Below are 21,893 nucleotides of genomic sequence, written 5' to 3' on the forward strand. Positions count from 1 at the left end.
GCCAAGGCTAGAGGACTGATGCCTGATGAATCCAACCTTCAGTTGGCAACGGGCGTTCGCCAAATGCGAACGCTCTGAGAGATCATCGCGATCTGTAGTCCGCCATCGCTGGCAAGCCAGCTCCTACAGGGATCCGTGTGCGCCGCAGATCCTTGTAGGAGCTGGCTTGCCAGCGATGAGGCCCACCCATTCAGCCGAGAACTATCAGGCTGAACCCCGCAAATACTCAAACAACATCCGGCTCACCGGCGACAGCAGCGCCTCATCGCGCACCACCAGAATCAACGCCCGATCGGACCATTCGTCCGTCAACGGCACCGCGTGCAAACCCAGCGCCCGGCCAAACAATTCATAGGCTCGCTGCGGAAGGATGCCGATCCCCATGTTGGCCTGGACCATGCGGCACATGGCATCGAACCCCGGCACATGAATGCGCACCCGCAACACCTTGCCGGCTTCACGGGCCGCAGCATGGGTACGCATGTTGATCGAACTGGCGGCATGCAACCCAACGTAATCGCTGCCCAGCGTATCGGCGAACGCCACGCTCGACCGGCTCGCCAAGGGATGGTGCGGCGGCATCAACACCACCAGTTTGTCCTGGCGATACAACACGCTGTGCAGGCCCTTGATGTCGCTATCGATGGAACAGATGCCGAGGTCGGCCACCCCGTCGAGCACGCCCTGAATCACCCCGGCGCTGGGACGTTCTTCGAGGTCGGTCTTGACCTGTGGGTGACGCTCGGAAAAGTCCCGCAGGTCCTCGGGCAAAAACTGAATGATCGCCGACAGGTTGGCGAGCATCCGCACATAGCCGCGCACGCCATGGCTGTGCTCGCCCAGTTCGAGGCCCATTTTCTCGACATTGAACAGCATCTGCCGGGCATGGTGCAGCAGGGTTTCACCGGCCGGTGTCAGGGACATGCCCTTGGCCTGGCGCACGAACAGGCTGATGCCCAGCGCCTCCTCCAGCTCCATCAAGCGCTTGCTCGCCGCCGAGACGGCAATCGCTTCGCGCGACGCGGCACGGGTCAGCGTGCCCTCTTCATGGACGGCGACGAACAGTTGCAGAGTGATCAGGTCGAGACGGCGGATCAGGCTTTTTTGCAGCATCGGGTACTCGGCGAAGTCGGCTCGGGCGAAGTCGCAGCATAGCGTTCTTCGCCCGTGTCGTGCCGTGGCCGGGCATCCGGTCGTGATAAAGTCGCCGCCCAAAGACCTTTTGCCGTGAGACGAAGACTGCAATGACCGATTTCCAGGATGTCGATGCCCAACTAGAAGACTGGAACGCCTTGCGCAGCACCGCTTCGTTCAGTGGTTTGCTGGTGGGCAACGGTGCCAGTCGCGCGGTATGGGACGATTTCGGCTACGAGTCGCTGTTCGAAAATGCCCGCACCGTTGAAGAAAAACCCCTGAGCCCATCCGAGCTGAGCGTGTTCGACGCGATGCAGACCCGCAGTTTCGAGCAGGTACTGAGCGCGTTGAAAACCACCAGTCGGGTCAACAAGGCCCTGGCCGTGAGCTCCGCCGCCCCGCGCAATCGCTATTACGCGATCAAGGAAGCGCTGATCAACACCGTGCATGCGGTGCATATCCCGTGGCGACTGGTGGTGCCTTCGACGCTGGCGACGATCAATCAGGAACTGGCCCGCTACCGCACGGTGTTCACCACCAATTACGACCTGATCAACTACTGGGCGGTGCAACACCAGCCCGAGGCGATCACCGATCTGTTCCAGGGGGCCGAACCCGCTTTTGACCTGAGCGACACGGCCACCGACAAAACCCGCTTGCTGTACCTGCACGGCGGTCTGCACCTGGTGCGCAACCAGGACGGCACGGCGCGCAAGCTGATGTCGACCGAGGGCACGTTGCTGGGCAATTTCGCCATCAACAACACGATCAAGACCCTCGACGACGTGCCGCTGTTCGTCAACGAAGGGCCGAGTGCGGACAAGCTCAAGACCATTCGCAGTTCGGACTATCTGTCGTTCTGCTACGAGCAATTGCTCGGTCACGGCCAGGCGTTGTGCATCTTCGGCCATGCGCTGAGGGAGCAGGACAGCCACATCATCCATGCCTTGCGCCTGGCGAAACCGCAGGTGCTGGCGATCTCGATCTACCCGCGCAGCAAGGCCTTCATCCAGCACCAGAAGCGGCATTACGCGAAGGTGTTTGAGGAGACGGGGGTTGAGTTGCGGTTTTTCGATTCGAAGAGCCATGCGTTGGGTGGCCCGAAGCTTACGGTCCCGGTTGAGGTTTAGTCAAAAACTTGCCGGCGAAGCGGTCTTGAGCCCTTACGATCGCTATCGCCGGCAAGCCAGCTCCAAGGGATTGGTGGTGGGATCAAAGCACCGGCAAGGTCTTGTCCTTGACCACCTTGGTCGGGCCATTGGCCTTCACGCTGGCGATGCCTTTCTCCATGGCGGCATCGGAGGAATAGGTCTCGCTGCTGCCGATGATTTCGTGATTGCCGGCCTTGAGATTGAAATACGGATGGCCGTCCTTGGTGGCTTTCTTCTCGTAGCGCTCATCCAGCGGGCTGTTGGCCTGGACCGAGGCGATGCCTTTGTCGGCGGCGGCGTGGGTGGTGTACAGCTCGCTGGTCAGAATGGTCTCGGCGTTGGCCGCCTTGAGGACGAACCTGAACTGGCCATTGCTGCTTTTGCTCACTTCATACCATCCGGACATGCTGTTTCTCCTTGGCGATTGGGAGGTTGCGCGCTTCACAGTAAAGACCAGCCAGGTGTTTCTGTCGCCTGTACCGGCCCCTTCGCGGGCAAGCCCGCTCCCACAGGTTCAGCGCGATCCCTGTGGGAGCGGGCTTACCCGCGAAGGGGTCGACGCAGTTTTGACTACTTCACCACTGCCCGTACCACCGACAACTCCGGCGCCTGCGTCCGCCGCTGGCTCAGATACCGCGTACAACTCACCCGCAGGAACGAAGCGAAATTGACCACCTCGCCGCGATAGTCCATCACCTCTTCATACAGCTTGGCGATCAACTGATTGGTGGTCATACCGTCGACTTCGGCGATTTCGCTGAGGATGTCCCAAAACTGATTCTCCAGCCGCAGGGTGGTGACCACCCCGCAAATGCGTAGCGAGCGGGAGCGCGATTCGTAAAGAATCGGGTCGGCTTTGACGTACAGCTCGCACATCGACATGTCCCTCGTTACAGCGTGATTTTGGTACCCAGCAACCCCAGGAAACCGGCCAGCCAGTTCGGGTGCGCAGGCCAGGCCGGCGCCGTGGCCAGATTGCCCTGAACATGGCCGTCCGTCACCGGGATGTCGATATACGTACCGCCCGCCAGGCGCACTTCCGGAGCGCAGGCCGGATAAGCGCTGCATTCACGACCTTCGAGAATACCCGCTGCCGCCAGCAACTGCGCACCATGGCACACGGCGGCGATCGGCTTGCCGGCCTTGTCGAATGCGCGCACCAGTTCCAGGACCTTTTCGTTCAGGCGCAGATACTCCGGCGCGCGGCCGCCCGGAATCAGCACGGCGTCATAATCGGCAGCGTTGACCTTGGCGAAATCGAAGTTGAGGGCAAACAGGTGACCGGGCTTTTCGCTGTAGGTCTGGTCGCCTTCAAAGTCATGGATCGCTGTGCGCACGGTCTGGCCGGCGGTTTTGTCCGGGCAAACGGCGTGCACCGTGTGGCCGACCATCAGCAGCGCCTGGAACGGCACCATCACCTCATAGTCTTCGACGTAATCACCAACCAGCATCAGAATTTTTTTCGCAGCCATGGGGAGGACTCCTCTGGAAGTGGGCGTGCAGGAGTATTCAAGGTAGTCCTTATCGGGCGGGGCGGGTAACAACCGGCTACTACCTGATGGACCGCGTTATCGTTCTTCGCGAGCAAGCCCGCTCCCACAAGGGGAACGCATTCCAATGTGGGAGCGGCGGTGCGGCGATCCGACTTGCTCGCGAAGAGGCCCGCAAACTGTACGGATAAGTCTGTGCCTAGCTGTAACAGCGGACAACCCATGGTTTATGGCTATATGGAGCCTTACCCCATCACCCACGATTCTGGTTGCCATCATGTCCTCGCGCGAAAACACCGGCATGGCCCTGGGCCTGCTCGGCGTTGTGATCTTCAGCCTCACCCTGCCCTTCACGCGGATCGTCGTGCAGGAACTCCACCCGCTGCTCAACGGCCTGGGCCGGGCACTGTTTGCGGCGGTTCCGGCGGCGTTGCTGTTGCTGTGGCACCGGGAAAAATGGCCGACCTGGAAACAGGTCAAAGGCCTGACGCTGGTGATGGCCGGGGTGATCCTCGGTTTCCCGGTGTTGTCGGCCTGGGCCATGCAAACCTTGCCGGCGTCCCACGGTGCGCTGGTCAATGGTTTGCAGCCGTTGTGCGTGGCGCTGTACGCCGCGTGGCTGTCCCATGAACGGCCTTCGAAAGCGTTCTGGGCCTGCGCCGCATTGGGCAGTGCGCTGGTGCTCGGTTATGCGCTGATCAGCGGTGCCGGCAGCATTCAGGCCGGTGACCTGCTGATGCTTGGCGCCATTGCCGTGGGCGGATTGGGCTACGCCGAGGGAGGCCGACTGGCCAGGGAGATGGGCGGCTGGCAGGTGATCTGCTGGGCGCTGGTGCTGTCGACGCCACTGTTGATCGGCCCGGTGGTGTATCTGGCGCTGCAACACCAGGGCGAGGTTTCCGCCAGGACCTGGTGGGCCTTCGGTTATGTCTCGCTGTTTTCGCAGTTCATCGGCTTCTTCGCCTGGTACGCCGGGCTGGCCATGGGCGGCATTGCCCGGGTCAGCCAGATTCAGTTGCTGCAGATCTTCTTCACCATCGCCTTCTCGGCACTGTTCTTCGGCGAACAGGTGGAGCCGATTACCTGGCTGTTTGCCGGTGGGGTCATTGTGACGGTGATGCTGGGACGCAAGACAGCTGTGCGCCCGGCGCGGGTCGCTACGGCATAACCCTGTAGGAGTCCGGCTTGCCGGCGATGGCGTCTTCGAGATCGCCATCGCCGGCAAGCCGGACTCCTACACGATTGTGGCGTTTACAAATAACCATCAGCGCGCAGCAACGTTTCCAGACAATGCTCGCTGATGTGGTAGAAATCCTTCAGCTCCTGAATCTTCGCCAATAACTGGGCCGGTTCCACCGGCTCGGCGCGCTTGACCGCCAGGATCATCTTGTTCTTGTTGGTGTGGTCCAGCGAGATGAACTCGAACACCTTGGTTTCGTAGCCGCAGGCCTCAAGGAACAACGCGCGCAAACTGTCGGTGACCATCTCCGCCTGCTGGCCCAGGTGCAAGCCGTATTGCAGCATCGGCTTGAGCAGCGCCGGGCTCTGGATTTGCAGGCGGATCTGTTTGTGGCAGCACGGCGAGCACATGATGATCGACGCGCCTGAGCGGATGCCGGTGTGGATCGCATAGTCGGTGGCGATATCGCAGGCATGCAGGGCGATCATCACGTCCAGCTCGCTCGGCGCCACGCTGCGCACGTCACCGCACTTGAACACCAGGCCAGGGTGCTCAAGCCTGGCGGCCGCGGTGTTGCACAGGGTGACCATGTCTTCACGCAGCTCGACGCCGGTCACCTCGCCTTCGGCCTTCAAGGTGTTGCGCAGGTAATCGTGGATGGCGAAGGTCAGGTAACCCTTGCCCGAACCGAAGTCCGCCACACGCACCGGTTTGTCCAGCGCCAGGGGTGACGAGGTCAGTGCATGGCTGAACACCTCGATGAACTTGTTGATCTGCTTCCACTTGCGTGACATCGCCGGGATCAGTTCATGCTGCTTGTTGGTGACCCCCAGGTCGGCGAGAAACGGCCGGCTCAGGTCAAGAAAACGGTTTTTCTCACGGTTGTGCTCGGCCGATGGCACTTCGCGCAATTGTTGAGGTTTGCTCTTGAACAGCGATGACTTGCCCTTTTTGCTGTATTCGAGCTGAGCTTCGTCGGTCAACGACAACAAATGCGCATTTTTGAACGACGCCGGCAGCAACCCGGCAATGCTCGCCACGCCTTCGGCCAGCGGCAGGTTCTTGGTGATATCACGGGTCTTGTAGCGATAGACGAAAGACAGGCAAGGCTGCGCCTTGACCGTCACCGGCTTGATGATGATCCGTTGCAGATCCGCTTCATCGCCCGCGTACTTGGCCAGCACCAGTTTAATGAACGCATTGTGCTCGAGGCTGGCTTGCAGCAGCTCGATGAACTGGGCGTGATGATCCGGCGCGAGGCTGGCGGGAGTGGCGGTGACGGACATGGAAAAACGGCCTCAGGCGATGCAAATCGGAGAATGTCGGTATTTTAAGGGGGACGAGGACTTTGGGCACGGGGTTATTTTGTGGCAGGTCCCAGTCACGCAGTCCAGGACCTCGATAAACCGTTGAAGCCTCAGGGTTCCACCAGGCGAAGCTTGCGATTGTTCGGTGAATTGATGATGTGTTTGACGATCAGTCCCACTGGCACTGCCCAGGTCAGGCCATTGGCAGGGTCAGTCACCACGGCGACCGTTTCGGAACTCGCATCGATGTCCAGGCGCCGACGGTCGTTGCACGACTTGAGTACGCCATAGGCACGGCTGACCAGCCTTTCGGCCAGGAACATCGGTACATCCATACTCTGCAGATGCTTCACCGCGCGACAAAACAGGACTTGATCATCGATCCCCCCGTCACTTTCATGACGCCCCAGAAACGCCTGGGCAATGGCCAATAGCTCCTCATTCAAATCTGCATGTTCATCGATGACCTTCATGCTCACGTCTCCTGCGACACTTCTGTCGTGTCGGGACTGACGGCAACAGGCCGGGAGGCACGGCGCAAATCGGGCCCGGCGCAAGGCAGGCGTACGGCCGGATTGGGCATGCCACTGGGCGAAAGCTCATGGGTCATTTCAAATTCGGCACGTACAGACCAACCGCAAGCTTCCGACGTGCATTGCAGATACGCCACCCGCAGGAAAATATGCCGGCCTTCGCTGGTGCGGATGCGCATCCGGCTCAAGCAGTGCGGGCACACCATTTTATAAGTACTCATGCTTGGATCCCGAGGGTCATTGGGTGGCAATCAACCTGATCAAACGCAATACTGCTTGAGGCGTTCATCGCGGCGCTCCGGGCTTGCGAACAGTGTCTGCCAGGCATAAGGAACTGCTTCGGGCAGACGCGTAATGGGGTCGAGCCATGCTCGTAGGAAATCACCCTGATACCATTAGGAAGTTTCGACATCGTATTCTTCTGACTCATCTTTGATGATTGATTACTTACAAGAAAAAAAGTACTCATTACGCATAAATTAGGCACTCAAAAAGCATATGTCAAAAGGAAGCGGCTCAAATTGCGTAGCAAAAAATCACAAGCTGTTCTAGCTCGTCTAAAGCAAGTTACCGGTACAAAAACCGATGCTTCTTTATCTTCCGCGCTACAGATCAGCCCGCAAACCCTTAGTAGCTGGCGAGGCCGCGACAGCACACCTTACTCATTATGCGTAGAAATCGCGCAAACTCGGGGAATATCCCTTGACTGGCTGTTGCTGGGCGAAGGGCCGATTCTGAGACAAACAATTACTGATTCTTCGGATACCGGTCAGGAAAGCACAACACGGGAAAACACCATTCTCGCGCTCTGGCGGTTGCTCGACGAAAATGATCGCTGCGCCATACAAAACACACTCGAGGAAAAGCAACGACTGCGCGATATGGAACTCAGGCTTTCCGAAATGGCCGCTATCCTGGCAACACTCAAACCTTCGAATGAAACCTGATGAACGCTGTCATCCGAAGTTGCATGCTTCAAGAAACGCCCGTCCCGGCTATCAGGGCAATCCCATTCACGTCCCCTCATCTTCGTCCTCTCAGGTGTCGAATGATTTCGCCGATACCGGCACCATCGACCCATTGCATGAGCTTGATGCTGATGGGAATAACGATCATCGCGCATAGAAAGGCTGTTACTCCACCCGTCAGAAAAGGCGCCAGCGGATGTGCGACAGGCGTGAAGAGGTAACCGACACCTGCAGACAGCAACCAGGAACCGATGCGCTGCCAGGCCTTGAAGCTGGTGCGAGTGGTCGTGACCAGCCACGCGCCGAGCATTGCACCGAACAGGACCTCGCCATCGACAGCCGGCAACGTCGCAATTCCCATTCCCAACATGAGCGCACCGATACCGTTGTAGGTCGAATCAGTCAGGCTCATGTGCACCTCGCGCAACGACCGAATCCACCTGGATCGCTCCAGACTCGATCGCCCTGAGCAATGCGCAGGTGCGAGAGCTGACGTCGAACTTTCGGCGAATATTGGCGAAGTGAAAATTGACGGTAGATTCCGTGCAATTCTCGATCCTGGCGATTTCCCAGGAAGTTTTACCCTTGAAACACCACATCAGGATTTGCGTTTCTTTCGCCGTCAGTTTCGCCTTGGGCTTGCTTCCCTCAGCGCCATTGGCTGCCTGTGCCAAAGAGTCAATCGATTGTCGGGTTGCCATAAGAATCCCTCTTCGCGGGAACGCCCGTCGCTGGGCGTCCACTGTTGGAGAGAAATACTGACGACAAGGCCGAACCCGGACAATTGACGGGAGTTGTAGCGGCGAGCGTTACACAACGCCAGGGAGGATTTAGCCGAGTACCACCAGGCGGTTCGGCAGTTCATTGCGCACATGGGTCACGGGCACGTGCACCTTGAGCAACTCGCCGCAGGCTTCGACGCAGCTGACAAAACCTTGCAACGTCTGCCCCTGCTTCACCTGTTGGGTGAAGGTGGCGACGATGGCCTCCCAGTTCTTGTTGTCCAGGCGACTGGAAATGCCTTCATCCACCAGAATCTCCACATAACGCTCGGCTTCGGAGACGAAAATCAGTACACCGGTGCTGCCTTCGGTGTGGTGCAGGTTCTGCTCCAGGAACTGCCGGCGCGCCAGGTTCGAGGCGCGCCAGTGGCGCACCGAGCGCGGGATCAGATGGGTAGTGACTTTCGGCAGACGAAACACCAGGCACAGGACGATGAAGATGGCCCATTGCACCAGCAGCAGGCTGTGCATGGTCAGCCAGCCGGTGAGGTAATGCACGATGCCCGGCACCAGCAGCGCCAGCAGACTGGCCCACAGCAACGGGATGTACGCATAGTCGTCGGCGCGGGCCGCGAGCACAGTCACCAACTCTGCGTCGGTGTCGCGCTCGACCCGGGCGATTGCCTCGGCGACTTTGCGTTGTTCGTGTTCAGTCAGTAATGCCATGTCGTGAAATGCCTGCTCATTTTTATGATCACCAGCCGCCGGACGAACCGCCCCCGCCGAAACTGCCTCCACCGCCGCTGAAGCCTCCGCCTCCACCGCCGCCGCCAAATCCACCACCGCCAAAGCCGCCCCCGGATCCTCCGGAGCCGCCACGGCCGGCGGGAAGGATACCGAGCATCTGACACACAAAAACAGTCAGGATGAACAGCATCACCAAAAACACCAACAACCCGGGATGTCGCGAGACGAAATCGTCCCCCGGATCGCCTCTGGATTCATACGCCGTGGAGGGTTCATCCAAGGGGTTGCCGCCCAGCACCACCAGCATCGCCGCCACGCCGTCACTGATGCCTTTACTGAAGTTGCCGGTCTTGAATGCCGGGGTGATGACCTGGTTGATGATCACTGAACTCTGGGCATCGGTCAGGCGATCCTCCAGGCCATACCCGACTTCAATACGCAACCGGCGCTCGTTCCGGGCGACGATCAGCAAGGCGCCGTTGTTCTTGTCCTTCTGCCCGATACCCCAGTGTCGGCCGAGCTGGTAACCGAAGTCGGCGATGTCGGTGCCCTGCAAGTCCGGCAACGTCACGACCACAAGCTGCTCGCCGGTGGCCTGTTCATGGGCCTGAAGCTGCTGAGTGAGCTGCTCGCGCACCGCAGGCTCGATCATCTGCGCGTTGTCGACCACGCGCCCGGTCAGTGCCGGAAAACTCAGTTCGGCCCGGGCCGTGATCGTCACCACCCACAACAACAGCATCAGGCCCGTTTTCAACACGCGCATTGGCAACCTCTTCCGTGGTGACGCACAAGCTGCACTCAGAACTTGACCTCAGGGGCCTTTTCCGAACCCGGCGTGGCGTCGAAGGTCTCACGCACCGGCAGGTCGCTGTACATCACCGTGTGCCACAGGCGACCGGGAAAGGTGCGGATCTCGGTGTTGTATTTCTGCACCGCGAGGATGAAATCGCGCCGGGCCACGCTGATGCGGTTCTCGGTGCCTTCGAGCTGCGATTGCAGGGCGAGGAAGTTCTGGTTGGCCTTGAGGTCCGGATAACGCTCGGAGACCACCATCAAGCGGCTCAAGGCGCCGCTGAGCTGATCCTGGGCCTGTTGGTACTGCTTGAGTTTTTCCGGATTGTCGAGGGTCGAGGCATCCACCTGGATCGACGTGGCCTTGGCCCGGGCCTCAATGACCGCGGTCAGTGTCTCTTCTTCATGTTTTGCGTAGCCCTTGACCGTTTCCACCAGGTTGGGAATCAGGTCGGCGCGCCGCTGATACTGGTTCTGCACCTGGCCCCAGGCGGCCTTGGCCTGTTCGTCGAGGGTCGGGATGTTGTTGATGCCGCAGGCGGTCAGCAACGTGGCCAGCATCAGCAGCGTGACGACCTGCAAACGCGAGCGGTAGGTTGGACTTGCATTCATCAGGATGTCGCTCCCTTGTACATTCATGAAAAAACCGACCGTGAAACCTTCTGGACCGGCTCTTGGGGCATAATCGCCCGCGCCTCTGGATTGCAACGGGCCGATGGGCTAAAAAGAGGCCCTGCGCGAAAACGCATCCGCCACCCGGCTGTCGTTTTTTGGCTCTGTTTTTTTGAGCCGGCACCCGAACAACAATAGACGCTCCCTAAATTTTGGCTGGCCGGCGTGCATATCGCCGTTTGGGCCCTTGAGAAAACTATTCATGAAGAAGCTGTGTTTGCTGGGCCTGTTCGTCAGCCTGGCCAGTCATAACGTATTGGCCGCCACGACGCCCGCACCCCTGGAGAACAAGGAAGCCTTCGTCAGCAACCTGATGAAGCAAATGACCCTCGATGAAAAAATCGGCCAGCTGCGCCTGATCAGCATCGGCCCGGAAATGCCTCGCGAAATGATCCGCAAGGAAATCGCAGCAGGCAACATCGGCGGTACGTTCAACTCGATCACCCGTCCGGAAAACCGGCCGATGCAGGACGCCGCCATGCGCAGCCGCCTGAAGATCCCGATGTTCTTCGCCTACGACGTGATCCACGGCCACCGCACCATTTTCCCGATCCCGCTGGCCCTGGCCTCGAGCTGGGACATGGATGCCATCGGCCTGTCCGGGCGCATCGCCGCCAAGGAAGCCGCGGCTGACAGCCTCGACATCACCTTCGCGCCGATGGTCGACATCTCCCGTGACCCGCGTTGGGGCCGTACCTCCGAAGGCTTCGGCGAAGACACCTACCTGGTGTCGCGCATTGCCGGCGTGATGGTCAAGGCGTTCCAGGGTACTGGCGCGAACGCGGCCGACAGCATCATGGCCAGCGTCAAGCACTTCGCCCTGTACGGCGCGGTCGAGGGTGGCCGCGACTACAACGTGGTCGACATGAGCCCGGTCAAGATGTACCAGGACTACCTGCCACCGTACCGCGCCGCCATCGATGCCGGTGCTGGCGGGGTCATGGTCGCGCTGAACTCGATCAACGGCGTGCCGGCCACCGCCAACACCTGGCTGATGAACGACCTGCTGCGCAAGGAGTGGGGCTTCAAGGGCCTGGCCGTGAGCGACCATGGGGCGATTTTCGAGTTGATCAAGCACGGCGTTGCCGCCGACGGTCGCGAAGCGGCGAAGCTGGCGATCAAGGCCGGTATCCATATGAGCATGAACGACACCCTGTACGGCAAAGAGCTGCCAGGGCTGTTGAAGTCCGGCGAGATCCAGCAGAGCGACATCGACAACGCCGTGCGTGCGGTGCTCGACGCCAAGTACGACATGGGCCTGTTCAAGGACCCGTACCTGCGCATCGGCAAGGCCGAGGATGATCCGGTCGACACCTACGCCGACAGCCGCCTGCACCGCGCCGAAGCCCGTGATGTGGCACGCCGCAGCCAGGTGCTATTGAAGAACCGGAACGAGATCCTGCCGCTGAAGAAGACCGCGAAAATCGCCCTGGTCGGTCCGCTGGCCAAGGCGCCCATCGACATGATGGGTAGCTGGGCCGCCGCGGGCAGGCCTGCGCAGTCCGTCACCCTGTTCGACGGCATGACCAACGCCCTGGGCGATAAATCGACACTGATCTATGCCCGTGGCGCCAACATCACCAGCGACCCGAAAATCCTCGGTTACCTGAACTTCCTCAACTTCGACGCCCCGGAAGTGGTGGATGATCCGCGCCCGGCGAACGTGCTGATCGACGAAGCGGTGAAAGCGGCCAAGGATGCGGATGTCGTCGTTGCCGCCGTTGGCGAATCCCGTGGCATGTCCCACGAATCGTCGAGCCGCACCGACCTGAACATCCCGGAAAACCAGCGCGAGCTGATCCGTGCCCTGAAAGCCACCGGCAAACCGCTGGTGCTGGTGTTGATGAACGGTCGTCCACTGACGATCCTCGAAGAAAAGGAACAGGCTGACGCGATCCTCGAAACCTGGTTCACCGGCACCGAAGGCGGCAACGCCATCGCCGATGTGCTGTTCGGCGACTACAACCCGTCGGGCAAACTGCCGATCAGCATCCCGCGTTCGGTCGGCCAGATTCCGACCTACTACAACCACCTGACCATTGGCCGGCCGTTCACCCCGGGCAAGCCAGGCAACTACACCTCGCAGTACTTCGATGACACCACAGGTCCCCTCTACCCGTTCGGTTACGGCCTGAGCTACACCGAGTTCAGCCTGAGCGACATGGCGCTGTCGTCGACCACGCTGAACAAGACCGGCAAGCTCGACGCCAGTGTCACCGTGAAAAACACCGGCAAGCGCGACGGCGAAACCGTGGTGCAGTTGTACATCCAGGACGTGGCAGGCTCGATGATCCGCCCGATCAAGGAACTGAAGAACTTCCAGAAAGTGATGATCAAGGCCGGCGAACAGAAGGTCGTGCACTTCACCATCACCGAGGATGACCTGAAGTTCTACAACACCCAGCTCAAGTACGCAGCAGAACCGGGTAAGTTCAACGTGCAGATCGGCCTGGATTCAGAGGACGTGACGCAGCAGAGTTTTGAGTTGCTGTAATCCCTAAAGCAGCGCAGCCCTCTGTAGGAGCTGGCTTGCCAGCGATGGCGGCCTGACAGTCAACGGATATGTTGAATGTGATGGCCTCATCGCTGGCAAGCCAGCTCCTACAAAGGCTTCGTTGGTTCAGCCGCGTCGATCCAGCAGATTCACCACCACCCGATCCACCCATCCCCACATCCGCTGCTTGACCCGCCGCCACAACGGCCGACGCTTCCACTCCTCCAGGCTGACTTGCTGGCTCAGAGCGAAGTCGTGCTCGAAGCTCGCCGCTACCGCTCGAGTCAATCCGGGGTCCAGAGCTTCCAGGTTGGCTTCCAGGTTGAAGCGCAGGTTCCAATGATCGAAGTTGCACGAACCGATGCTCACCCAGTCGTCGATCAGGACCATTTTCAAGTGCAGAAAACACGGCTGGTATTCGTAGATCTTCACCCCGGCCTTGAGCAGCCGCGGGTAGTAGCGATGCCCGGCGTAGCGCACAGAGGGGTGATCGGTACGCGGGCCGGTGAGCAGCAAGCGCACATCCACGCCGCGGGCAGCCGCCCGGCGCAGGGAGCGGCGGACTTTCCAGGTCGGCAGAAAGTACGGCGTAGCCAGCCAGATCCGTCGTTGACCGCTGTTCAGGGCGCGCACCAGCGATTGCAGAATGTCCCGGTGTTGACGGGCGTCGGCATAGGCCACCCGGCCCATCCCCTCGCCACTGGACGGTACACGGGGTAACCGTGGCAAGCCGAAATGCGAGGCCGGTCGCCAGGCGCGACGATGGCGGTTGGCGATCCACTGACGATCGAACAGCAGCTGCCAATCGAGCACCAGCGGGCCGGTGATTTCCACCATCACTTCGTGCCATTCGCTGACGTCTTCGCCCGGCGTCCAGAACTCATCGGTGACGCCCGTGCCGCCGACCACGGCCAGGCTCTGGTCCACCAGTAGCAGCTTGCGGTGATCGCGGTAGAAGTTGCCGACCCAGCGTCGCCAGCTCAGGCGATTGTAGAAACGCAGCTCCACCCCGGCGGCCATCAGCCGCTGACGCAAGGCCAGGGTGAAGGCGAGGCTGCCGTAATCATCGAACAGGCAGCGCACCCGTACACCGCGCTCGGCGGCCTGCACCAATGCCTGGACCATGGCCTCGGCACAGGCACCCGCCTCCACCAGATACAGCTCCAGCTCCACCTGTTCTTCAGCCCGCGCAATCGCCACCAGCATGCGAGGAAAAAACTGTGGGCCATCGATCAGCAGTTCGAAGTGGTTGCCTTCACGCCAGGGAAAAATCGCTCCGGCCATGTCAACGCGCCGTGAAAATCAGCACCGCACCCACCGGCACCGAAAGATTGATGGCCGAGAGACCGGCCATTTTGCGCAACGTTTCCAGTTCCGGTGCCAGATCGAAATCCTCGGCGTTGACCACCAGCGGTTCAAGGGTCACTACCTGGAAGCGCCGGTCATCGAGACGGGTGGCCAACAGTTCGGCCTGGTATTCGTGCTGTTTGCCGTGCAGGTCGACCATCAGCGGCAGACGCAATTCCAGCTGCGCACCGGGAGCGAGGTCGTTGATCGGGCGCAGATCGATTTTCGTGGTGATCAAGGCGTCGGGGAACCGCTCGACCTGGAACAGCTCCTTGCGCATGCGCTCATCGCGCAACGGGATGCCGCTGTTGATCGACTCCAGTTCGACTTCCACCTGCGCCAGCCCCTGGGGATCGACCTTGCCATGCAGCACCAGAAAACGCTGCACCTCGGAAACATTGGCGTTTTTGGTGCTGACAAACGACAGGCGTGAAGATTCGCCATCCAGGTACCAATCGGCACGGGCCGACAACGCGGCACCGGTCAGCAGCAGGAAAGCGAGGGTTTGAAGGGTGGAGCGCTTGAACATAGAAACTCGTGGGGCAGATAAACCTGTGCTGAACCTTAACCGGCCCTCAGCGCATTGCAAGCCGTCTACTGCACCAAACCCGCTTTTTGTGGCGAGGGGGCTTGCCCCCGCTCGACTGCGAAGCAGTCGTAAACTCGGTGATCGCGGTTTTTCTGGTTTACCGAAGTTGCAGGTTTTGGGGCCGCTTCGCGACCCAACGGGGGCAAGCCCCCTCGCCACAGGAGCCCTCGCAAGGCCTCACCATTTCATTGCGATCAAGGTTGCAGGCGACAGCCCTGGCGCTCGCCGATCCACACGGCGCTGTTGCTGCGGCCCATGCCGCTGACCGTTACGCGCTTGGCGCTCGGGTCATCGGTAAAGCCGCTGGCGGGCAGCCATTGCTTCACATAGCCGTGGCAGTACTGGGTATCGTTACCCATCACATAGCGGCACGAACAATATTCCTTGGCGGTGTAGGCGCTGATGATGTCGGGGAACGCCCACAGCGCCTCACGCTCGTGCCAGATCCAGCCGAGCAAGGCGATCAGCACAATCAGCAATAGCGAACTGACCGGTCGACGACGGATGAACCCGGTCATGGCTGCACCTTCCCGGCAAAGGCCTTGAGCGCGAGCTTGAGCAATTCGTTGTGCCGGTAACTGCCGTCGCGGTCATCGCCGTAGCGGACGATCACCAGCTGTTCGCTGGGAACCACATACATCGCCTGCCCCCAATGCCCCAGTGCCGCGAAGGTATCGGCGGGGGCATCGGGCCAGGGTTGTGCCGCGCCCTCGACCGCTCGATTGAGCCACCACTGGCCGCCGGGGACGGCATCGTCTTCATGGGCATGATAGTGAGCGAACGGCTCGCGGTTGAACGCCACCCAGTCCTTGGGCAGCAGTTGCCTGTCTCCCCAGCGCCCCTCGCGGGCCATCAACAGACCGACCCGGGCCAGATCCCGTGCCGTCAGGTAGGCATAGGACGACGCGACGAACGTCCCGGTGGCATCGGTTTCCCAAACGGCGTGGCGAATGCCCAGCGGTTCGAACACTGCAGTCCATGGATAGTCGGGATAACGGTCGGGGCCGACGATGGTTTTCAGCGCGGCGGACAACAGGTTGCTGTCGCCGCTGGAGTAGCGGAATGCCTGACCCGGCGCGGCGTACGCTTCATGCGCCGCAGTGAACGCGGCCATGTCGTGGTGCCCGCGGGTGTAGAGCATGGCCACCACCGAAGATTTCAGCGGCGCGTACTCGTAGTCTTCTTGCCAGTCCAGGCCCGAGGCCCAGTGCAGCAAGTCGGCCATGGTCATGTCGGGATGTTTTTGCAGGGGCGGATAAAACTTCGCCACCGGGTCACCGAGTTTGAACAAGCCTTTGCCATAGGCCACGCCGAGGACGGCGGCCATCAGGCTCTTGCTGATCGACCAGGTCAGGTGCGGCGTCTCGGCCGTCGTCGGGCCGGCATAGCGTTCGTAGAGCAACTGGCCGTCGCGAATCACCAGCAAGGCATCGGTGCGAATGCCCTGGCGAGTGCCGTCATCGCGGGACGGGAAGGCGTAGGCCTCCAAAGCTTGAAGCGCCGGGCCGGTCGGCGTCGGGGCGGTTGGCCATTGCTCGGCGGGCCAGTACTCGGCCTGGGCCGTGACGCTGAGCAACAGCAGGAAAATCAGGGACAAGCCTTTGGGCATGGCGGGGGCTCGGAGATTGAACCTGCTGAGCCTAGTCGAGGTTAATGACAGTTCTGAAATTTGTAGCGCCAATAAAGACGTCTTCGCTGGCAAGCCAGCTCCCACAAGTTCTGTGTCTTACATGATTTTGTGTGCGCCAGAGATCCCTGTGGGAGCTGGCTTGCCAGCGATGAGGCCCGTCAATGCACCGCCAATGCCTTGGCCAACCTCTTCCCCCGGGCTCCCGCCGCCAGATCCATCACCGCTTGATCGCGCTGCCACATCGCCACCCACTCCGGGGGCCCACCGGCCAGTGCCTCATTCACTTCAGTCTTGAGCGCGTCAAACTGCGCGAACACCCCGCCAAGCACCACATGCCCGGCCAGACTGGTCGGTGGCTGGCGACTGGTTTCCGCGCACCCTGCCAACAGCCCCAGCAGACGCATTTGCAAGGATGGCGGCCAGGCACAGTCCTGACCGACCCCATACAGCCACGCCGTCATGGCGCTCAGTACATAGATGTCTTCCAGCGTGCGGAACGGTTTGACGTACGCATCCCAACCGTCCCCGGCGAGCAATTCGCACAAGGCATTATCCAGAAACAACCGGCCGTGGCTGATGTCCGGCATCAACGGGATCGGCGCCAGTTTTTCCACCCTCACACCCGGCTCATCGCAATAGATCACCGCCAGGCTCAAGCGCGGGTCGGCGCCGGGTTCCTCGCAGCGCGCCGCCACCAGCAGCCAGTCGGCGGCATCGCCGGCGGTGACGAAATCCTTGCGTCCGCTCAGACGCAAACCGCTCAGGCGGGTTTGCATGTCGGCCGGGCGCAGGCTGCGCTGTTCGGTGGCGCACAGCGCGCCGAGGCTCAGTGGCGCGCTCGGCCAGAGCATGCGCAATGCCGCTTGATACCCCACCAGAAACGCCAATCCCGGCGTCGCCATCAGCCGCCCGCCCAGCACGGCCAATTCAAACGGCGTGACCGTGCCCAACTGCTGCAACAAAGTCGCGAAACCTTCGGCCAGGTCCGGGTTGGCGGGCAAGCGATCACGGCTGTTCAACAGGGTTTGCCAGGGCATAAGAGGCTCCTCGAGGGCTGTCATATAAGCATCACCAAAGCTTAATGGCGATGACACCGGGGCTACATAGCCTGACTTTGCACAACACGGCTAGATAAAGAAAGTCGATCCGCTGTAACCCAAAGACGGGTGAGCAGCCCGCACGGAGAATCGCCATGACTCAGATCGCCCGCATCAGCGACACCGCCAACGAACGCCGCCTGCAAGCCGAACGCCTGGTGGGCGCCGAGGCGTTGCAGGAAGCCCAGGCCTTGCGTTTCAACGTGTTCAGCGGCGAATTCAACGCCAAGCTCAAGGGCGCTGAACTGGGTCTGGACATGGATGACTACGACGTTCACTGCGCCCACATCGGCGTGCGTGACTTGAACACCGGGCGCCTGGTGGCGACCACCCGTTTGCTCGACCACACGGCTGCCAGCAGCCTGGGCAAGTTCTACAGCGAAGAAGAATTCAGCCTCCACGGCCTGGTGCACCTGCAAGGCCCGATCCTGGAAATCGGTCGTACCTGCGTCGACCCGGCCTACCGCAATGGCGGCACCATCGCCGTGCTCTGGGGCGAACTGGCCGAAGTCCTGAACCAGGGCGGCTACAGCTACCTGATGGGTTGCGCGAGCATTCCGATGCAGGATGGCGGCGTGCAGGCCCATGCGATCATGCAGCGTCTGCGCGAACGCTACCTGTGCACCGAACACCTGCGCGCCGAGCCGAAAAACCCGCTGCCAAGCCTGGACATCCCGTCCAACGTGATTGCCGAAATGCCACCGCTGCTCAAGGCCTATATGCGCCTCGGCGCGAAGATCTGCGGCGAGCCGTGCTGGGACGAAGACTTCCAGGTCGCCGACGTGTTCATCCTGCTCAAGCGCGACGAACTCTGCCCGCGCTACGCCAAACACTTCAAGGCGGCTGTGTAATGAGCCGGTTGCGGGTGTACGCGCGAATCGCGCGAGTGCTGATGGTGGTGACGCTGGGCCTGGGCATGGCCAGTGTGTTCGGCGTGTTCGAACGCCTGGGCCTGGCCCACTCGATGGCGCGTCGTCAGCGCTGGTCGCGATTTTTCATGGCCCGCCTGGGCAACGCCCTGCCCTTTGACGTGACCGTCCACGGCGAGCTGCCGAAGACACCGATGCTCTGGGTCAGCAACCATGTGTCCTGGACCGACATTCCGCTGCTGGGCATGCTCACGCCGCTGTCGTTCCTGTCCAAGGCCGAAGTGCGCACCTGGCCGGTGGCCGGCTGGTTGGCGGCCAAGGCCGGCAGCCTGTTCATCCGTCGCGGCTCGGGTGACAGCCAGTTGATCCGCAAGCAGATGACCCGTCATCTGGAACAGGCCAATCCGCTGTTGATGTTCCCGGAAGGCACCACCACCGATGGCCGTTCGCTGCGCACCTTCCATGGTCGCCTGCTGTCTGCCGCCATCGACTCCGAAGTGGCGCTGCAGCCGGTGGCGATCCGTTATGTGCGTGACGGCGAGCCTTGCGCACTGGCGCCGTTCATTGGCGACGATGATCTGTTGTCGCACCTGATGCGTCTGTTCGCCAATGACCGTGGCGGCGTGGAGATTCATCTGCTCAAGCCAATCGCGTGTGAAGGTCGGGAACGCGCGGCACTGGCGTTCGAGGCGCAGCAGGCGGTGCAGAAGGCGTTGTTTGGCGCTGTCATTGAACCTCAGCGAGCACCGATGCGCCCTGCTATCGCAGCATAAACGCAGATCCCCTGTGGGAGCGGGCTTGCTCGCGAAGGCGTAGTCTCAGCCGATATCAATGTCGCCTGACACTACGCCTTCGCGAGCAAGTCGGAGCGCCGAACCGCCGCTCCCACATGGGTTTTAGGGCGTTGGATAGTTCCGCGCAAAATCCTGCAACTGCGGATAGAACAGCCGAAAGTCCTCGCTCAACGGTTCATACAACTGCCGCAACTCCTGCATCGCCGCCGCCAGTTCCTCCGGCCGGGTCAGGCGCCGCGAGATCCCGCGCAACACCTGCTCCAGCACTTCAAATTCCTGATACGAGCCCAACCAGTCATTGGCCACCATGTGCGGCGCAATCTTCGCCAGCCGCTCCGGCAGTTGCCGCTCGCTGGACAGCACGCGGTACACGTCCGAAGTGAACAGTTCCAGCGGCCGGTCGGCATACAGCCTCCAGTCCCGCGCCAGGCAATGGTCGAAAAACACGTCGAGCACGATCCCCGCATAGCGACGACGGGTCAGGGAGAAACGCGACAACGCGACATCCACAAGAGGATGGCGATCGGTGAACACGTCGATGCTGCGGTGCAACTGGATAGCCCCTTCGATGTCCGGAGCGAATTGCCCTTGCAGGCGTCCCTTGACGAAATCGCCATACAGGCTGCCGAGCAATTGGCCGGGACGCTGGCCACCGAGGTGAAGATGTGCGAGATAGTTCATGGGCGCAGCTTAGCACTGCCCCCTTGTCTTGTTACACTCAACGTATCGTTATAACTCGATATACCGAAATGTGAGCGGGTCAGAGCCAAATCATATTTGTATATCGCGAAATACCGATTTAAAGTTCGCCTCATCGCGATATAGCGTTTTAAACATCACGAGCCCACATCATGACCATCAATCTCGACGAAATAATAAAAGCCCTGGCACACCCAGTACGGCGAGAAATCCTGCACTGGCTCAAGGACCCGACCGTCGAATTTCCCGACCAGTCCCACAGCAACGAGCACGGCGTTTGCGCCGGGCAGATCGATCAACGTTGCGGCCTGTCGCAGTCCACGGTGTCCGCACACCTGGCGACCCTGCAACGCGCCGGCCTGATCAGCAGCCGCAAAGTCGGCCAGTGGCATTTTTTCAAACGCAATGAGGAAACCATTCAGGAGTTCCTCAAGACCTTCAGTAAAGAGCTCTGACCCTTAAAGTCAGTCAGCCGAAAAGGAATTAGACATGCCCCTCTCGCTACTCATCCTGGCCTTGAGCGCCTTCGCCATCGGCACCACCGAGTTCGTCATCATGGGCCTTCTGCCCAACGTGGCGGCCGACCTCGGTGTGTCGATTCCCGGTGCCGGCTGGCTGGTGACCGGTTACGCCCTGGGCGTGGCCATCGGTGCGCCGTTCATGGCGCTGGCCACCGCCAGGCTGCCGCGCAAGGCCGCCCTGGTGGCGTTGATGGGCATCTTCATTATCGGCAACCTGCTCTGCGCAGTAGCGGGCGACTACAACGTGCTGATGTTTGCCCGAGTGGTCACCGCGCTGTGCCACGGAGCCTTCTTCGGTATCGGTTCGGTGGTGGCTGCCGGCCTGGTGCCTGCGAACAAACGCGCCTCGGCCGTGGCCCTGATGTTCACCGGCCTGACCCTGGCCAACGTCCTCGGCGTACCGCTGGGCACCGCCCTCGGTCAGGAAGCCGGCTGGCGTTCGACCTTCTGGGCGGTGACCGTGATCGGTGTGATTGCACTGATCGGTCTGATCCGTTTCCTGCCGGCCAAGCGCGATGAAGAAAAACTCGACATGCGCGCCGAACTGGCCGCACTCAAGGGCGCCGGCATCTGGCTGTCCCTGAGCATGACGGCACTGTTCGCCGCCTCGGTGTTCACCCTGTTTACCTACGTCGCGCCGCTGCTGGGCGAAGTCACCGGTGTCTCGCCCCGTGGCGTGACCTGGACCCTGATGCTCATCGGCCTGGGCCTGACGGTGGGCAACATCATCGGCGGCAAGCTGGCCGATAAAGGCATGGCCGCGACCCTGATCGGTGTATTCGTGACCATGGCCGTGGTGTCCACCGTGCTGACCTGGACCAGCGTCGCGCTGATCCCGACCGAAATCACCCTGTTCCTCTGGGCCACCGCGTGCTTCGCCGCCGTGCCGGCGCTGCAAGTGAACGTGGTGACGTTCGGCAAAGCCGCACCGAACCTGGTATCGACCCTGAACATCGGCGCTTTCAACATCGGCAACGCCCTGGGTGCCTGGGTCGGCGGCAGTGTGATCGCCCATGGCTTCGGCCTGACCAGCGTGCCGCTCGCCGCAGCCGTACTGGCGGTACTCGCCCTGCTGGTCACCCTGATTACTTTCCGTCAGAGCGGCAATCCCGATCTGGCACCGGCTACCAACTGATCAACCACTACCTCACGAGGGC

Annotated in this window: 26 protein-coding genes; 8 read left to right on the plus strand and 18 right to left on the minus strand. The window is 61.0% G+C overall.

Features of this window, described 5'->3' with window-relative positions:
• Nucleotides 1-204 precede the first annotated feature (204 nt).
• Nucleotides 205-1,113: a LysR family transcriptional regulator gene (locus AB7M25_RS23395; RefSeq protein ID WP_429386558.1), complete on the minus strand. Its 909-nt coding sequence runs from the start codon at nucleotides 1,111-1,113 to the stop codon at nucleotides 205-207.
• 131 nt (nucleotides 1,114-1,244) lie between these two features.
• Between AB7M25_RS23395 and AB7M25_RS23400 the strand changes: the two genes are divergently transcribed.
• On the plus strand, nucleotides 1,245-2,264 hold the full coding sequence (locus AB7M25_RS23400) for a DUF4917 family protein (protein WP_454238052.1): 1,020 nt from the start codon (nucleotides 1,245-1,247) through the stop codon (nucleotides 2,262-2,264).
• Between the two features lie 82 nt (nucleotides 2,265-2,346).
• Here AB7M25_RS23400 and AB7M25_RS23405 read toward each other — a convergent pair whose 3' ends face one another.
• The 3 genes from AB7M25_RS23405 to AB7M25_RS23415 all read right to left on the minus strand — a co-directional run bounded on the left by AB7M25_RS23405 (nucleotide 2,347) and on the right by AB7M25_RS23415 (nucleotide 3,757).
• Nucleotides 2,347-2,691 carry a YegP family protein gene (locus tag AB7M25_RS23405; protein ID WP_429560216.1) on the minus strand — a complete coding sequence of 115 codons (345 nt, stop codon included), beginning with the start codon at nucleotides 2,689-2,691 and terminating at the stop codon, nucleotides 2,347-2,349.
• A gap of 164 nt (nucleotides 2,692-2,855) precedes the next feature.
• The gene (locus AB7M25_RS23410) at nucleotides 2,856-3,161 is read right to left on the minus strand and encodes a ribbon-helix-helix domain-containing protein (protein WP_110662480.1); all 306 of its coding nucleotides are present in this window, start codon (nucleotides 3,159-3,161) and stop codon (nucleotides 2,856-2,858) included.
• 14 nt (nucleotides 3,162-3,175) lie between these two features.
• Complete coding sequence (locus AB7M25_RS23415; RefSeq protein WP_095966235.1) at nucleotides 3,176-3,757, minus strand: DJ-1/PfpI family protein; 582 nt, start codon at nucleotides 3,755-3,757, stop codon at nucleotides 3,176-3,178.
• Between the two features lie 295 nt (nucleotides 3,758-4,052).
• Between AB7M25_RS23415 and AB7M25_RS23420 the strand changes: the two genes are divergently transcribed.
• Nucleotides 4,053-4,943: a DMT family transporter gene (locus tag AB7M25_RS23420; RefSeq protein WP_454238053.1), complete on the plus strand. Its 891-nt coding sequence runs from the start codon at nucleotides 4,053-4,055 to the stop codon at nucleotides 4,941-4,943.
• 83 nt (nucleotides 4,944-5,026) lie between these two features.
• Here the strand turns inward: AB7M25_RS23420 and AB7M25_RS23425 are convergent, their stop codons facing one another.
• The 3 genes from AB7M25_RS23425 to AB7M25_RS23435 all read right to left on the minus strand — a co-directional run bounded on the left by AB7M25_RS23425 (nucleotide 5,027) and on the right by AB7M25_RS23435 (nucleotide 7,016).
• Nucleotides 5,027-6,241 (minus strand): class I SAM-dependent methyltransferase, encoded by a 1,215-nt coding sequence (locus AB7M25_RS23425; protein WP_454238054.1) that lies wholly within the window; start codon nucleotides 6,239-6,241, stop codon nucleotides 5,027-5,029.
• Between the two features lie 131 nt (nucleotides 6,242-6,372).
• Nucleotides 6,373-6,735, minus strand: a complete 363-nt coding sequence (locus AB7M25_RS23430) for a hypothetical protein (protein WP_429391083.1) — start codon at nucleotides 6,733-6,735, stop codon at nucleotides 6,373-6,375.
• Nucleotides 6,736-6,737: 2 nt separating this feature from the next.
• The gene (locus AB7M25_RS23435; protein WP_104450581.1) at nucleotides 6,738-7,016 is read right to left on the minus strand and encodes an ogr/Delta-like zinc finger family protein; all 279 of its coding nucleotides are present in this window, start codon (nucleotides 7,014-7,016) and stop codon (nucleotides 6,738-6,740) included.
• 300 nt (nucleotides 7,017-7,316) lie between these two features.
• Between AB7M25_RS23435 and AB7M25_RS23440 the strand changes: the two genes are divergently transcribed.
• Complete coding sequence (locus tag AB7M25_RS23440) at nucleotides 7,317-7,742, plus strand: helix-turn-helix domain-containing protein (RefSeq protein ID WP_429387182.1); 426 nt, start codon at nucleotides 7,317-7,319, stop codon at nucleotides 7,740-7,742.
• A gap of 76 nt (nucleotides 7,743-7,818) precedes the next feature.
• Here AB7M25_RS23440 and AB7M25_RS23445 read toward each other — a convergent pair whose 3' ends face one another.
• From AB7M25_RS23445 to AB7M25_RS23465, 5 genes are all read right to left on the minus strand, one after another.
• Nucleotides 7,819-8,175: a putative holin gene (locus AB7M25_RS23445; protein WP_429387183.1), complete on the minus strand. Its 357-nt coding sequence runs from the start codon at nucleotides 8,173-8,175 to the stop codon at nucleotides 7,819-7,821.
• Complete coding sequence (locus tag AB7M25_RS23450; protein ID WP_258684546.1) at nucleotides 8,162-8,464, minus strand: helix-turn-helix domain-containing protein; 303 nt, start codon at nucleotides 8,462-8,464, stop codon at nucleotides 8,162-8,164. The genes AB7M25_RS23445 and AB7M25_RS23450 overlap by 14 nt, the downstream gene beginning before the upstream one ends.
• 129 nt (nucleotides 8,465-8,593) lie before the next feature.
• Complete coding sequence (locus tag AB7M25_RS23455) at nucleotides 8,594-9,211, minus strand: TPM domain-containing protein (protein WP_104450585.1); 618 nt, start codon at nucleotides 9,209-9,211, stop codon at nucleotides 8,594-8,596.
• Nucleotides 9,212-9,239: 28 nt separating this feature from the next.
• Nucleotides 9,240-9,995, minus strand: coding sequence for a TPM domain-containing protein (locus tag AB7M25_RS23460; RefSeq protein WP_429387185.1), 756 nt, complete (start codon nucleotides 9,993-9,995; stop codon nucleotides 9,240-9,242).
• A 35-nt stretch (nucleotides 9,996-10,030) separates the two neighbouring features.
• Nucleotides 10,031-10,636: a LemA family protein gene (locus AB7M25_RS23465; protein WP_429387187.1), complete on the minus strand. Its 606-nt coding sequence runs from the start codon at nucleotides 10,634-10,636 to the stop codon at nucleotides 10,031-10,033.
• A gap of 262 nt (nucleotides 10,637-10,898) precedes the next feature.
• Between AB7M25_RS23465 and bglX the strand changes: the two genes are divergently transcribed.
• The gene (gene bglX / locus AB7M25_RS23470) at nucleotides 10,899-13,190 is read left to right on the plus strand and encodes a beta-glucosidase BglX (protein WP_454238055.1); all 2,292 of its coding nucleotides are present in this window, start codon (nucleotides 10,899-10,901) and stop codon (nucleotides 13,188-13,190) included.
• Between the two features lie 126 nt (nucleotides 13,191-13,316).
• On the opposite strand, the gene AB7M25_RS23475 is transcribed toward bglX, so the two are convergent.
• From AB7M25_RS23475 to AB7M25_RS23495, 5 genes are all read right to left on the minus strand, one after another.
• A complete protein-coding gene (locus AB7M25_RS23475) occupies nucleotides 13,317-14,474 on the minus strand; it encodes a phospholipase D-like domain-containing protein (protein ID WP_429387192.1) in 1,158 nt (385 codons plus the stop codon).
• Nucleotide 14,475: 1 nt separating this feature from the next.
• Nucleotides 14,476-15,066, minus strand: a complete 591-nt coding sequence (locus AB7M25_RS23480) for a YceI family protein (RefSeq protein WP_454238056.1) — start codon at nucleotides 15,064-15,066, stop codon at nucleotides 14,476-14,478.
• Nucleotides 15,067-15,320: 254 nt separating this feature from the next.
• On the minus strand, nucleotides 15,321-15,644 hold the full coding sequence (locus tag AB7M25_RS23485) for an amidase (protein WP_429560220.1): 324 nt from the start codon (nucleotides 15,642-15,644) through the stop codon (nucleotides 15,321-15,323).
• Nucleotides 15,641-16,735: a serine hydrolase domain-containing protein gene (locus AB7M25_RS23490; RefSeq protein ID WP_429560221.1), complete on the minus strand. Its 1,095-nt coding sequence runs from the start codon at nucleotides 16,733-16,735 to the stop codon at nucleotides 15,641-15,643. Before AB7M25_RS23490 ends, AB7M25_RS23485 begins: the two co-directional genes overlap by 4 nt.
• A gap of 179 nt (nucleotides 16,736-16,914) precedes the next feature.
• Entirely contained in the window at nucleotides 16,915-17,793 is an 879-nt protein-coding gene (locus AB7M25_RS23495) for an acyl-CoA dehydrogenase family protein (RefSeq protein ID WP_429560222.1), read from the minus strand.
• A 155-nt stretch (nucleotides 17,794-17,948) separates the two neighbouring features.
• Here AB7M25_RS23495 and olsB point away from each other — a divergent pair, with 155 nt between their 5' ends.
• Nucleotides 17,949-18,704: an L-ornithine N(alpha)-acyltransferase gene (gene olsB / locus AB7M25_RS23500; RefSeq protein ID WP_007976720.1), complete on the plus strand. Its 756-nt coding sequence runs from the start codon at nucleotides 17,949-17,951 to the stop codon at nucleotides 18,702-18,704.
• Nucleotides 18,704-19,495 (plus strand): lysophospholipid acyltransferase family protein, encoded by a 792-nt coding sequence (locus AB7M25_RS23505; RefSeq protein ID WP_429387202.1) that lies wholly within the window; start codon nucleotides 18,704-18,706, stop codon nucleotides 19,493-19,495. Before olsB ends, AB7M25_RS23505 begins: the two co-directional genes overlap by 1 nt.
• 123 nt (nucleotides 19,496-19,618) lie before the next feature.
• Here the strand turns inward: AB7M25_RS23505 and AB7M25_RS23510 are convergent, their stop codons facing one another.
• Nucleotides 19,619-20,197, minus strand: coding sequence for an acyl carrier protein phosphodiesterase (locus tag AB7M25_RS23510; protein WP_429516966.1), 579 nt, complete (start codon nucleotides 20,195-20,197; stop codon nucleotides 19,619-19,621).
• Between the two features lie 170 nt (nucleotides 20,198-20,367).
• On the opposite strand from AB7M25_RS23510, the gene AB7M25_RS23515 reads away from it, so the two are divergent.
• Nucleotides 20,368-20,670: an ArsR/SmtB family transcription factor gene (locus AB7M25_RS23515; protein WP_007983055.1), complete on the plus strand. Its 303-nt coding sequence runs from the start codon at nucleotides 20,368-20,370 to the stop codon at nucleotides 20,668-20,670.
• Between the two features lie 34 nt (nucleotides 20,671-20,704).
• On the plus strand, nucleotides 20,705-21,871 hold the full coding sequence (locus AB7M25_RS23520; protein ID WP_217837427.1) for an MFS transporter: 1,167 nt from the start codon (nucleotides 20,705-20,707) through the stop codon (nucleotides 21,869-21,871).
• The last annotated feature ends 22 nt before the right edge of the window (nucleotides 21,872-21,893 follow it).

It is taken from the genome of Pseudomonas sp. AP3_22 TE3818 (assembly GCF_053628995.1).